Here is an 11,624-nt window from a genome sequence, read left to right as displayed (position 1 = left end):
TGGTTTTAAACCACTTGAAGGGGCTGGGTTGGGTCATGCGCCGACGCTACCGAGCCCCCTGCCCCGCCTCAAGCCGGGTTTCTCTGACAGAGCCCTTTTACCTCTTCATACCCACGGTCGCACTCCCACCCCGTCCCGTAGGAGCGCCCGGTTGGATAGGCATGCTCGGGGATGTCGAGAGCCATGCATTCGGCGGCCTCTACCCGGTAACCGAGGTCGCAGACCCATCCGCCGCCATAGCTGCGCGGCTGGGCGTTCTCCGGCACTGGGCCTGTGCCATCCTGCGCAAGCACGGGAAAGGCGAAGGAGGCGATCACACCGGCTATGGCTGCCGTCCTCGCGATCAGCCTCGCCAGTGGGCGTCTCATCGCGGCTTGCTCCCTGGCGGACCAGAGCCCGCGGGTTGCCATGCGAGTCCTCGATGGCCCAAGCGTGAGCGTTCCAGTCAGCCGTCGAGTGGGCGCGGCCGGTAGCGGAGAGCCCCTGGAATTCGATCTCGATGGCATGCCTTCGTTCTCGGCAACCTGGATCGAGAAGTCCGTCGGGACTGTGGGGTGGGTGCTGCTGGTCATCGGCCCGACAACCTGTGCAAGGCCGCCGCTGCAAGAGCATGTTCCTTCTGGTGGTAGTCGCCGCGGAACTTGCCATCGACCTGCACCTCCCAGATGCCGTTTCTTTCGCGCACCTGAACCCCACTGCGCTGCGTCGGCCGGTTCATGGAAGAATCTTGTGCTCCTCTGCTTTTCGGCGGCACGGGTTTCATGTCGGTCATTTCCGGCTCCGTCGCCTTTGGCACGTGCGCTTCTCCGAGGAGCATCACAGCGCGAATGAATTCTTCCGCATAGTCGTCGGTTTCGCGGTGGTCGTGCTCGCGCTGGGTCACTTTCATCGGCTCCACGAACCGTTCTCGCAGGTGGTCCACGAAACGCGGCTCAGTACGGGCCATGTAGGCGATCAGAGCTTGCAGGATCCGTTCATGCGCCAGCACACGCCGTTCGAGCTCGGTGGTCTCTGGGGACGCTATCGGCATGGCGTGGTTCATCCTTCATCGACCGTGCTTTCCGGACGCTCCGGCAACGCGTCAACATCAAGGGCTGCCAGGCATGCCTGCGCGATATCGCGGTTCGGAGCATCTGTTCCGGGCACCGTCGCCCAGCCCGCCTCCATCAGGGCATCGCGCCGCTGATAGGTCGAGGCGGCCCGGATCGTTTCGAGCTTTTCGGCCCTTGCTGGGTCGGACTGTGCCATCTCAAGGCAAACCGGCACCATGGAGGCTACGACATCGTCTTGGGACATCTCCATCGCCCGGTCATTCGCGGTTCCGCCGGTCACCCAGCCGCCCCAGGTAAAACCGACCACGGCGACAAGAGCCGCGCCGATCACGGCACCATAGATGCCGGGCTTGAGCCATTCGGGAGCATTCATTTCAAGTCCTCCTGCGGGGAAAGCGCCGCATCGCTGTGATTGCTTGTCTCTGTCGCGGCCCGATCCCGGCTCAGCGCCTCTTTCAGATCGCTGTCGGAAATCGCCCATAACTCTGTCCGTCCCGCATAACCGCCCCTTCCGCGCACGGTGAGGTAGGTCGCCGTCCGGCGATACGCCTCGAAGCTGAGCCCCTGGAGAAGCTCTTCCTCGACGAGAACCTCGTAGACGCCCGCGGGCAGATCGTCCGGGTATCCCGGCATGGTGAACCGGTTCGAAAACGTCACCGTCGATCTGGTCGACCGCATGTTCATCTCTTGTCTCCGCGATGTTGGCAGATCCGTCGCTCACCACTGTTGAAGGCCCCTTGAAGTGCGGGACGGACCAGTCGAACGATTGAGCGTCTTGTACCTCGGGATCGTTTGGCTGGCGCTGACGCATGTTAGTTCTGGGCACCGAACCGGCCTTCCTGGGGGCAGTCGCCCGTACTGACCTGTGTAAGGGCGGCGAGACCGACCTGCGCGTATCCTTTGGGAAACAGGGATGAACTCCATTCCTGCAACCCTTGAAAGGATTGGCGATGGCCGACCCCAATGTTCTCAACCTGCACCCACCCGAGTTCGATCGGTTTCTCCAAGCGTCGGTCGGCGAGGACCGGAACGGCTATGCCGTGACAGTGCTCTCCACGCTTGCGCGGCTTGGACTCGATCCATGGAAGGAAACCGCTGAACTGGTCACGCTGGGACGCGACGCCGCGCGGGCACGCTTGGGAACGCTTCTTGCCCGATTTCGGGACGTTCCTGCGCTTGCCAGCGATCACGGCAGGATCGCACGAGACTTGAGCAAGCTGCTTCCCGAAGGACCGACGTCAGGTCCCCGCCAGCGCGCTGCCTCAACGGTGGTCGATGGCCACCCGCGAACAAGCGGAGCGATCTGGGCGGTGCTCGCGATCATCCTTGTACTGTTTCAGATGTTCATGGTTGGCGGGTCGGGGTCAGGCGAATGACCGTCTCAGCCGCAACTATGGGCAGACCGGCACGTGCGGCACACAAGTCCGGCACGCTATCGCCTCGCGAACAGGGCGTTCTCTGGGACATGGAGGAACACTTCTGGACCAGTGGCGCCGACAACGCGCGGGCAACGACTGCGACCGACGCCGTCATGGTCGTCCCCTATCGGCCCGGGATCCTCCAGGGCGACCAGATCTGGAGCCATCTTCAACATAGAACCGGCTGGCGGTCCGTCTCGATGGCCGAGCGGCGCGTCACGCGGTGTCGTGATGTCGCCATTCTCACCTATCGCGTCTCGGCAGAAAAACCCGATGTGCCGATCTACAAAGCCCTCTGTGCCTCTACCTACCTCAACGATGACGACAGATGGCTGAGGATTTCCCATCAGCAAACTTCGGTGGCTTGACAAGCGTAGAGGTAATCGACCTGCCGCAGTCGCCGGGACTGACCTGCGTCAGTGCGGCGTGGCTCCGACGCTGGTTATGTGAGACGTGCCCGCCGAACATTACGGTGGTGCATTTTTCCGAGTACCCGAGAAGCGTGTGGGCGTGCCGATCCCAAAACGGACGGCATGTCGACACGCTTCTTATTCTCGGAGCCTCCAGAAAGGACAATCCCAATGACTCCCGAACAGAACAAGACCGCCGAAAAGATGACCTCCGTGAAGGCCGCATGGGACATGGCGCCGGCTGGTCCGAAGAAGGATGCGGCGCTGAAGCACTATCAGGCAGCCGAGAAGGCCAACACCGCGAAGAACGACGCCGAAACCAACAAGGAACTCGATGCGGCGACCCACGCCCTCGCGTAACCTCCGGCGTCTGATGTGAACACTGGGGCCGCCTGCCGAGCGAGGGAGGGCGGCCCTCTCATTTCAGTAGCGGCCCAGTCTGGTCCAGATATTCCGGATCGAACTCGGCAAGTTCCACCAGCCCGCCATAGTCGTGAAACGTAACGCGGCCGTCCCGAAAGGTGACCAGTCCACTCTCGCGAAGCTGCCGCAGGATGCGGTTCACATGGACCGCGCTCAACCCCAGCGTATCGGCGAGGTGGTATTGCGTCAGAGGGCAGTCGAATCCTTCCTTGCTGCCTATTCCAACCAGCGCAAGCCTCGATCCCAGTTCGAGCAGGAAATGCGCCATTCGGGCGTCCGCATCACGCCGACCGATCCCGACGAGATGCTCCACGACCATCGCTTCGTCCCTTGACGCTGCCCAGAGTATGGCGGTCGCGAGGCGCGGCGTACGCGCGAAGGCATCGAGAAGATCGCTCGCCAGCACCTCGGCGGCCTCAATGTCGACGATAGGTTCGAAGCTGTGATCCGACGTGCGCAAAAGGACGCTGCGCAGTCCCAGAAAGTCCCCCGGCACCTGGAAATCCACGATCTGCCGCGTCCCGTCGGCCTGGAGCTTGTAGGAACAGACCCAACCCGAAGACAGAATGTACGCGGCTTGAGCCGACTGCCCCTGATGCACCATGTCACGCCCCGCGACGAATGAGCGACGACGCTCATGCAGTCGTTCAAGCACGGCCAGTTCGACCTCCGACAGGGCGACGAAGACGGAGAGCTTGCGTGTCAGGGGGCTGTGTTCGGCTGATGTCATGAAGGCTCCCGGCGTGCCGTGACCCAGGGGCGGAAATCGGTGCGGACACTGCTCTGGATCAGTCCAGCATAGAGCACTTCCTGCGAGAAGTACGGATGTATCTGAAACTCGCCTACCATGGGGATCACGATGCCAAGGAAGGGACGCCAGATGTCGACCGCGAGCGAACATGCAGGCCAGGCCGCCCTGTCAATCTGCGAGGCGCTCCTGCTTGCCTTGAACGATCGCGGGTTGCTGCCGGAGCACGAGATTGTGGGGGTTCTTCGCGACGCCGCGGCGACCCATGAGAATGCCGTTGGCACCGAACTCGAAATGGAAAGGCACCGGGCCGTCGCCGAAATGATCAACGCGATCAACGCGGGCGGAAACTCCGTTCGACGGCCGTGAACCGCTCGGGCGTGGGTGTCGATCCGAATTCTCGGAGTGGAGACACAATAGGTAACCGCGGACCTGCGCACAATGCAGCCGGGCATTCGACCCGGCCAGTTCGGCCAACCAAACCTCGACAAGGAGCGCATCGATGTCATTCACTCCCCTCCATGACCGGGTGCTCGTTCGCCGTATCGAAGGCGACGAGACGACCAAGGGCGGTCTCATCATTCCAGATACCGCCAAGGAGAAGCCTCAAGAAGGCGAAGTTGTCTCCGTCGGTGCCGGGGGAAGGCGTGAGGACGGCGAACGCTTCCCGATGGACGTCAAAGCCGGCGACCGGATCCTGTTCGGAAAATGGTCCGGGTCAGAGATCAAGCTCGATGGTGAAGACCTTCTGATCATGAAGGAGAGCGACATTCTCGGTGTGATCGCCTGAGTCCAAAACCTTTCACATCAACCTCAGTCTCAGGAATTCACATCATGTCCGTCAAGGAAGTTCGCTTCAGTACCGATGCCCGCGACCGAATGCTGAATGGCATCAACACGCTGGCAAATGCGGTCAAGATCACACTCGGCCCCAAGGGCCGAAACGTCATTCTCGATAAATCCTGGGGTGCGCCGCGCATCACCAAGGACGGTGTGACCGTCGCCAAGGAGATCGAGCTTTCGGATCATTTCGAGAATATGGGCGCCCAGATGGTCAAGGAGGTCGCGCAGCGCACGAACGACGAGGCCGGCGACGGCACCACCACGGCAACCGTACTCGCCCATGCGATTGTCCGGGAAGGCATGAAGTCGGTTGCGGCCGGCATGAACCCGATGGATCTCAAGCGCGGGATCGACAAAGCCGTCGCTGCAGTCGTGTCCGAGATCAAGACCATGTCCCGACCTGTGGGCGACAGCAACGAGATTGCCAAGGTTGGCGCCATTTCGGCCAATGGAGAAGTCGAGATCGGCCGGCAGATCGCCGACGCGATGGCGAAGGTCGGCAAGGAAGGCGTGATCACCGTCGAGGAAAACAAAGGGTTGGAGACCGAGACCGAAGTGGTCGAAGGCATGCAGTTCGACCGCGGCTATCTGAGCCCCTATTTCGTCACGAATGCTCAGAAAATGGTCGTCGAGCTGGATGACTGCGTCGTCCTACTTCAAGAAAAGAAGCTGACCTCTCTCATATCCATGGTGCCGTTGCTGGAGGCTGTGATTCAGGCCGAGAAGCAACTTCTGATCGTGGCCGAGGATATCGAGGGCGAAGCGCTGGCGACGCTGGTCGTCAACAAGCTGCGCGGCGGATTGAAGGTGGCGGCCGTCAAGGCACCGGGCTTCGGGGATCGCCGCAAGGCGATGATGGAAGACATCGCCGTGCTGACGGGCGGTCAGGTGATTTCCGTGGAAATGGGCACCAAGCTGGAGAACGTCACCATGGACATGCTCGGGTCCGCCAGAAAGGTCATGATCAGCAAAGATGACACGACGATCATCGACGGTGCTGGCGACAGGGATGCGATCGCGGCGCGCGTCACACAGATTCGCGCGCAGATCGAGGAAACCACTTCGGACTACGACAAGGAGAAGCTTCAGGAACGGCTGGCCAAGCTTGCCGGAGGTATCGCCGTGATCCGGGTCGGCGGGGCAACCGAGATCGAGGTGAAAGAGCGCAAGGACCGCGTCGACGATGCGCTGAACGCCACCCGCGCTGCGGTTCAGGAAGGTGTCGTGCCCGGCGGCGGCGTGGCCCTGGTTCACGCCGGAAAGGTGCTGGCTACGCTGAAGGGCGAGAATGGCGATCAGAATGCCGGCATCAAGATCGTCCGGCGCGCGATCCAGGCACCGCTGCGCCAGATTGCCGAAAATGCCGGGGTCGACGGATCGGTCGTTGTTGGCAAGGTCATCGAGAACGACAGTCGGAGCTTCGGTTTCGACGCACAGGCCGAAGAATACGGCGACATGCTGAAGGCCGGTGTCATCGATCCGACGAAAGTGGTTCGGATCGCACTCGAAAACGCCGCGTCCATTGCCGGGCTTTTGATCACGACCGAAGCGATGGTCGCGCAAAAGCTCGAGAAGGCCGGCGCCGACAGCGAAATGTCCGACATGGGTGGAATGTTGTGAAGGGCGGCGTCCCGCGGGCAGGAGCTCCGCGACACTAACCCACGGTATTCATGGAAACAAACACCGAGCAGTACTTCAATAAAAATCAGAACCAGGAGGAGTCGAAATGTCCAAAGGTGACAAGCAACGCGGCAACCGTGAAGCGAAGAAGCCCAAGAAGGTGAAGGAAAAGTTCGTTTCAACAGCCGACTTCACGAAGGGCAAAGCCCTGACCAATCTTGGCGAGCAAAAGAAGAAATAAGTATCGGTCTGACTGATTATTTATCATCGAAGGCAGAGCCAGATGGCAGAGGGATACGCGGCGACTTGCTGCGTCGGAAAGCCTCTGGCTCGCCAGAAAACGACGATGAAGAGTTGCCGGAGAGAAGGTGCTGGCAGACTAATGCGAACCAGTCTCTGCTAGGACAGCCGCACTGCGCCTTATCCCGCACAGAGACCGCGCCACTCGTTCAGAGCGGCGGCGCGGTTGGACTTGAAGTGCTGTCTACTGGATAGGCTGCGTTCTTGGTTGAAGTGGTTTGAGACAGAGGCGTGGACGGCGGCGAACTTCTGAAAATTTCGCATGCGCCGGAAGCGGAGCATCGCCCTCTCGCGTCGTCGGAAGGGAAGATGCGAATTCTCCGCCCGGTTGTTGACCCACCTACCCGTCTCCTGGCGATCGGCCGCACCCAGTGCCTTCAAAGCCGCCCCGTACGACCGGAGCTTATCCGTCACGACCGTCACAGGCTGGCCATGCTTGCGCATTGCTTTCTTCAGGAATTTCAACGCGGCCCTCTTGTCCCGGCTCCTTGTAACGAAACTTTCCAGCACCTCACCTTCATGATCAACGGCCCGCCAAAGGTAGTGTCGCTCGCCGTTGATCTTCACGAAGATCTCGTCGAGGTGCCACCGCCACTTACTTGATCTCATGCCCTCGATCCGGCGCTTCCGGATCTCCGATGCAAACATCGGGCCGAACCTATGCCACCAGAACCGTACTGTTTCGTGGCTGATCTCGACGCCCCGCTCATGCAGGAGATCCTCAACATTTCGGAGCGAGAGAGGGAACCGGACGTAGAGCATGACCGCCAGGCGGATGATCTCGGAGCTCGTCTTGAAGTACTTGAATGGGTCGCGCTTGGTCATGCGGGAAGGCTACGAGACCGCCCTACCCTGACTCAAGCCGGGTTCTTCTGACAATGCCTAGAGCGCCGTTCGCGTGGCGTCACGAGCTGCCAGCCATTGCGAGTGTCAGGGCGGGCGTATCCGGGCGCCTTTGGAGGAGATCAAGGAGCGCCGACTCCGTCGGAGTCCCCGCCACCTCCTCGGTCCATACCCGGAAGAGCTTCATGTCGTAGCGGCCAAAGGACGTGATCATCGCGCCATCGGCGGCGTCTCGGCCGCGAACCATCAGGATCCGTCCGATCCGCGGCGTGTTGTAGCGTGCGTCGAAAGTGTACCACTGGCCCTCCAGGAATGCCTCGAACCAAGCGCAGAAGTCGCCGGGCCCGGAGGGCGGCACGCCGATGTCGCCCAGATAGCCGCTGGCGTAGCGTGCAGGGATGTTCATTGCCCGACAGAGCGCAATCGACAGGTGGGCGAAGTCGCGGCAGACGCCGGTGGCTTCCAGCAGCGCATCGGCCGCGGTCTTCGTCGGGCGCCCGAACTTGTAGCCGAAGGTGATGTGATTGTGGACGAAGTTGCAGATCGTCTGGACCCGCTCCCAGCCGGCTGGCGTGGTCCCAAAGAGTGCCCAGGCCCTCTCGGAGAGTTCGTCCGACTCGCAGTAGCGGCTCGCCGTGATGAAAGGCAGCGTCTCGGGCGGCAGGTGGGACACCTCGTGCTGTCGTGCGTTCCAGTTGAAGACATCAGGGCCCCCGTCGACCTCCGCCACGTTGTCAGACCAGATACGCAAACCGCCGGGTGGCGCGATCAACCGGGCCCTCCGATTGTCGAAGGGATCGAGGAAGTCCTCGATCGGCACCTCCGGCTCCGTCCGGATCCGGTCCGGGCCGATTACACGGCCGCCGAACGAGGAGTGTGGCGACAACGCCAGTATCAGCGGCAGCTTGATGGCATTCTCGATGACGATTTCGAATCCGAAGCGAATGAACATATGACTTCCCCGCGAGGTCTCTTCGTGAAATAGTGCACCTCTAGGCAGATTGCGCGTCACGCTGCCAGATTGGAACGGATTTCCTTGCAGACCAGACAATGCCGATGACCACGTTCTGCGTGCGCCATCGCACGAGCTATTTTTACGACCGGCCGGTGGAGTTCGGCCTGCACCAGCTGATGGTGAGACCGCGAGACGGGCACGACATGCGGCTTCTCGCCTCGAGCCTCGCAGTCACGCCACGTGCCGATGTGCGCTGGGCGTTCGACACCTTCGGTAACTCGATCGCGCTGCTGTCGTTCCCGGAGGCGGCGGACGAACTCGTCATCGAGAGCGAGCTGACCCTGCGGCGCTATGGCTACGACGATCCGATCCACCGGCTCGCGCGGCACAGCGGCCCGTACCCATTCGCCTACGATGCGGAGGATGGCGTCGACCTGGCGCCGAGGTGCTGGCAGACTAATTCGAATCAGTCTCAGCTGGGGCAGTGACGCTGTCCCTTATGCCGCACAGAGACCACGCCACTCGGCAAGAGCGGCGGCGCGGTTGGCCTTGAAGTGGGGTCTGCTGGAGAGGCTGCGATCCAGATTGAAGTGGTTGGTGACGGAGGCATGGACGGAGGCGAACTTCTGAAGACTTCGCATGCGCCGGAACCGGAGCATTGCCCGCTCCCGTCGTCGGAATGGCAGGTGCGAGTTCTCGGCCCGGTTGTTCAGCCAGCGACCGGTTTCCTGCCGGTCCTCGACACAAAGAACCTTCAGAGCCGCGCCGTAGGAGCGCTGATTATCGGTCACGATGCAGTCAGGCTTCCCATGCCTGCGCATGGCTTTCCTGAGGAATTTCAGGGCAGCCTTGCGGTCCCGCGTCTTCGTGACGAAGCTTTCGAGCACCTCACCTTCGTGGTCGACGGCCCGCCAGAGGTAGTGCCGCTCACCATTGATCTTCACGAACATCTCGTCGAGGTGCCATCGCCATTGGCTCGATCGCATGCCCTCAATCCGGCGCTTTCGGATCTCGGCAGCGAACGTCGGACCGAAGCGATGCCACCAGAACCGCACCGTCTCGTGGCTGATCTCGACGCCGCGCTCGTGCAGCAGATCCTCGACGTTCCGGAGCGAGAGCGGGAACCGGACATACATCATCACCGCCAGGCGGATGATCTCGGGACTGGTCTTGAACCACTTGAAGGGGCCGGGTTGGGTCATGCGCCGACGCTAGCCAGTTCCCTGCCCCGCCTCAAGCCAAGTTCCTCTGACAACACCGGCGTCCGGCTTAGTTGCAGAAGTTTGATTAATGTCGCCGCGGATCGGGGTGGCGGGATCATGCTTCGGAGAGCCATCGAGCCACCCCGGGTTCCATCGATGGCGCAAGCGACATATCCCCTACGCCTGTTCCAGGAAGAAGCGCACCATCTCGGCCGATGCGTCTGGACCCTCGGGATCGGTACAGCTGCCCTCGGCATGACCGCCCGCCCAGGCGTGGCCAGCGCCCTCGATCCTCCAGACCTCGGCCGGATGGCCGGCGGCGTTGCGCGCCTTCAGGACGTCATGGCGGCGGCCTCTGCCCTCACTCCTCCGGGCCACGCCTTCTGCAAGCGGGCCGGCGATGCGGCCGGCGTTCACCGGCGCGACGGTCGTGTCGGCAGATCCGTGGAAGATGATCGCGGGCGCGTTCAGGGGCTCGGCGTCGGGCGCGGGGTCGCCCCGCATCGCGGCGAAGGCCGAAATCACGTCGCTGGCCGATCCGGGCGCAAGGCCGGAATGCACGCCCGCGGCCGCGAAGACCTCGGGGTGAGTCTGGGCAAGGATCGCGGCCATCGCGCCGCCCGCCGACAGACCGGCGGCGAAGACGCGGCCGGTGGGCACGCCGTGCTCGCGTGCCACGCTGGCCGCCAGATCGGCAAGCAGCGCCGCCTCGCCGCCCGTCCGGGACCGGTCCGCGGGGCGGAACCAGTTCCAGCAGCGCGATACGTTGTGCGCCTGCGCCTGTTCCGGATAGGCGACGATCAGCCCGTGACGCTCGGCGTGGTCGTTCATCCTCGTCCCGACCGCGAAGTCCTCGGGCGACTGGGTGCAGCCGTGCAGCATGAGGATCACGCCCCGGATGGGAGCGTCGGTTTCCGACGGATGGAACAGGCGGTAGTCCCGCGCGCCATGGGGCCCGGCGTGGTGCCGGCGCTCGAAGCGGGCGCCGTCCGGAACGGCTGGCGCGGGAGCCTGCTGTCCCGGGCGCGCGTCGAGGCCAGGCGGCCTGCGGGACAGTTCCGAGATCACCTGCGACAGGCGCTTACGCGGCGATGCCTCGCGGGATCGGCGGGATGATGCCTCGGGGGAGGTCGCATCCTCTGCCCGCGCATCGACCTTGCCCGCAAGCGCCGCCTGGATGATGCGCGTCGCCTCGAAGGGATTGCCCGCGCGTGTCTGGTCTAACGATCGGCGCATCGCCGTCGCGAAATCGTCATTCATCTGTCTGCCTTTCGGTGACGGCCGTGGCCGTTATGTGATGCGGTCCGCCAGTGCGGCGCGGAGGTCGGGGGGCGCCTGAAGTGCGCCGAGGACGTCGATCGATCCGATGGTCGCCAGCGCGAGGTCCGGCGTGATGTCGGGCGCCAGCCGCGCAAGCCCCACGACCCTGATGTGCAGCACCTCGCCCGCGTCTCTCGCAGCCTCGAGATCGGAGCGCGTCACGTCGCGCAGGCCCATGTCGAGCGTGCGCCGCTCGATCAGCCGCCCGACCTCGGCCGCGTGGGTCGCAAGCTGTCTTCGGATCGCGTCCCGGATGAAGTCGGTGCGGCTTGTGTAGAACCCTTCCTCGACCAGAAGGTCGATGCGTCCGAGGTCCACATAGCCGAGGTTGATCGTGACCTTCTCGGTGTCGGTCGGCTTGATCTTGCGCGGCAAGGGAATTCTCCATCCACTTGGATGGTAAGTGGTGGTTTGCGCTGGTCGGCACAAGTCCGACGTCGTGCGATCCTGCTGTCCTGTCCTAACGACGCCCTCAGGCCGTACGTGCAGC

17 protein-coding genes are annotated in these 11,624 nt (G+C 62.7%); 8 read left to right on the top strand and 9 right to left on the bottom strand.

What is annotated here, in order from left to right; all coding sequences use genetic code 11:
- Window positions 1–568: 568 nt before the first annotated feature.
- The 3 genes from P6F26_RS19410 to P6F26_RS19400 are packed head-to-tail and all read right to left on the bottom strand — an operon-like array spanning window position 569 to window position 1,730.
- Window positions 569–1,030: a hypothetical protein gene (locus P6F26_RS19410; protein WP_278030359.1), complete on the bottom strand. Its 462-nt coding sequence runs from the start codon at window positions 1,028–1,030 to the stop codon at window positions 569–571.
- An 8-nt stretch (window positions 1,031–1,038) separates the two neighbouring features.
- Window positions 1,039–1,425: a hypothetical protein gene (locus tag P6F26_RS19405; protein ID WP_278030358.1), complete on the bottom strand. Its 387-nt coding sequence runs from the start codon at window positions 1,423–1,425 to the stop codon at window positions 1,039–1,041.
- Window positions 1,422–1,730, bottom strand: a complete 309-nt coding sequence (locus P6F26_RS19400; protein ID WP_278030357.1) for a hypothetical protein — start codon at window positions 1,728–1,730, stop codon at window positions 1,422–1,424. The genes P6F26_RS19405 and P6F26_RS19400 overlap by 4 nt, the downstream gene beginning before the upstream one ends.
- A 272-nt stretch (window positions 1,731–2,002) precedes the next feature.
- On the opposite strand from P6F26_RS19400, the gene P6F26_RS19395 reads away from it, so the two are divergent.
- The 3 genes from P6F26_RS19395 (at window position 2,003) to P6F26_RS19385 (ending at window position 3,240) form a co-directional block, all read left to right on the top strand.
- Entirely contained in the window at window positions 2,003–2,428 is a 426-nt protein-coding gene (locus P6F26_RS19395) for a hypothetical protein (RefSeq protein ID WP_278030356.1), read from the top strand.
- 89 nt (window positions 2,429–2,517) lie between these two features.
- Entirely contained in the window at window positions 2,518–2,838 is a 321-nt protein-coding gene (locus P6F26_RS19390; RefSeq protein ID WP_278030355.1) for a hypothetical protein, read from the top strand.
- Between the two features lie 213 nt (window positions 2,839–3,051).
- Window positions 3,052–3,240 (top strand): hypothetical protein, encoded by a 189-nt coding sequence (locus P6F26_RS19385; protein ID WP_278030354.1) that lies wholly within the window; start codon window positions 3,052–3,054, stop codon window positions 3,238–3,240.
- A 58-nt stretch (window positions 3,241–3,298) separates the two neighbouring features.
- On the opposite strand, the gene P6F26_RS19380 is transcribed toward P6F26_RS19385, so the two are convergent.
- Window positions 3,299–4,033 carry a Crp/Fnr family transcriptional regulator gene (locus P6F26_RS19380; protein ID WP_278030353.1) on the bottom strand — a complete coding sequence of 245 codons (735 nt, stop codon included), beginning with the start codon at window positions 4,031–4,033 and terminating at the stop codon, window positions 3,299–3,301.
- Window positions 4,034–4,183: 150 nt separating this feature from the next.
- Here P6F26_RS19380 and P6F26_RS19375 point away from each other — a divergent pair, with 150 nt between their 5' ends.
- The 4 genes from P6F26_RS19375 to P6F26_RS19360 all read left to right on the top strand — a co-directional run bounded on the left by P6F26_RS19375 (window position 4,184) and on the right by P6F26_RS19360 (window position 6,755).
- Entirely contained in the window at window positions 4,184–4,420 is a 237-nt protein-coding gene (locus P6F26_RS19375) for a hypothetical protein (RefSeq protein WP_278030352.1), read from the top strand.
- A gap of 133 nt (window positions 4,421–4,553) precedes the next feature.
- Window positions 4,554–4,841, top strand: coding sequence for a co-chaperone GroES (locus P6F26_RS19370; RefSeq protein ID WP_278030351.1), 288 nt, complete (start codon window positions 4,554–4,556; stop codon window positions 4,839–4,841).
- Window positions 4,842–4,885: 44 nt separating this feature from the next.
- Window positions 4,886–6,514: a chaperonin GroEL gene (groL, locus tag P6F26_RS19365; protein WP_278030350.1), complete on the top strand. Its 1,629-nt coding sequence runs from the start codon at window positions 4,886–4,888 to the stop codon at window positions 6,512–6,514.
- Window positions 6,515–6,620: 106 nt separating this feature from the next.
- Window positions 6,621–6,755, top strand: a complete 135-nt coding sequence (locus tag P6F26_RS19360) for a hypothetical protein (RefSeq protein WP_278030349.1) — start codon at window positions 6,621–6,623, stop codon at window positions 6,753–6,755.
- A 179-nt stretch (window positions 6,756–6,934) separates the two neighbouring features.
- Here P6F26_RS19360 and P6F26_RS19355 read toward each other — a convergent pair whose 3' ends face one another.
- Entirely contained in the window at window positions 6,935–7,639 is a 705-nt protein-coding gene (locus P6F26_RS19355; RefSeq protein WP_278030348.1) for an IS6 family transposase, read from the bottom strand.
- A 79-nt stretch (window positions 7,640–7,718) separates the two neighbouring features.
- A complete protein-coding gene (locus tag P6F26_RS19350) occupies window positions 7,719–8,609 on the bottom strand; it encodes a transglutaminase-like domain-containing protein (RefSeq protein WP_278030347.1) in 891 nt (296 codons plus the stop codon).
- Window positions 8,610–8,707: 98 nt separating this feature from the next.
- On the opposite strand from P6F26_RS19350, the gene P6F26_RS19345 reads away from it, so the two are divergent.
- Window positions 8,708–9,100: a transglutaminase N-terminal domain-containing protein gene (locus P6F26_RS19345; RefSeq protein ID WP_278030346.1), complete on the top strand. Its 393-nt coding sequence runs from the start codon at window positions 8,708–8,710 to the stop codon at window positions 9,098–9,100.
- Window positions 9,101–9,109: 9 nt separating this feature from the next.
- Here P6F26_RS19345 and P6F26_RS19340 read toward each other — a convergent pair whose 3' ends face one another.
- From P6F26_RS19340 to P6F26_RS19330, 3 genes are all read right to left on the bottom strand, one after another.
- A complete protein-coding gene (locus tag P6F26_RS19340) occupies window positions 9,110–9,814 on the bottom strand; it encodes an IS6 family transposase (RefSeq protein WP_278030345.1) in 705 nt (234 codons plus the stop codon).
- Window positions 9,815–9,991: 177 nt separating this feature from the next.
- Complete coding sequence (locus tag P6F26_RS19335; protein ID WP_278030344.1) at window positions 9,992–11,074, bottom strand: extracellular catalytic domain type 1 short-chain-length polyhydroxyalkanoate depolymerase; 1,083 nt, start codon at window positions 11,072–11,074, stop codon at window positions 9,992–9,994.
- A gap of 30 nt (window positions 11,075–11,104) precedes the next feature.
- Window positions 11,105–11,509 carry a CopG family transcriptional regulator gene (locus tag P6F26_RS19330; protein WP_430736770.1) on the bottom strand — a complete coding sequence of 135 codons (405 nt, stop codon included), beginning with the start codon at window positions 11,507–11,509 and terminating at the stop codon, window positions 11,105–11,107.
- Window positions 11,510–11,624: the final 115 nt, after the last annotated feature.

The sequence above is a fragment of the Roseicyclus salinarum genome (assembly GCF_029624655.1).
In the GTDB taxonomy this organism is placed as follows: Bacteria; Pseudomonadota; Alphaproteobacteria; order Rhodobacterales; family Rhodobacteraceae; genus Roseibacterium; species Roseibacterium salinarum.
The sequence above is the reverse complement of the archived record's forward strand: the minus strand, read 5'-3'. Positions and strand labels throughout refer to the sequence as shown.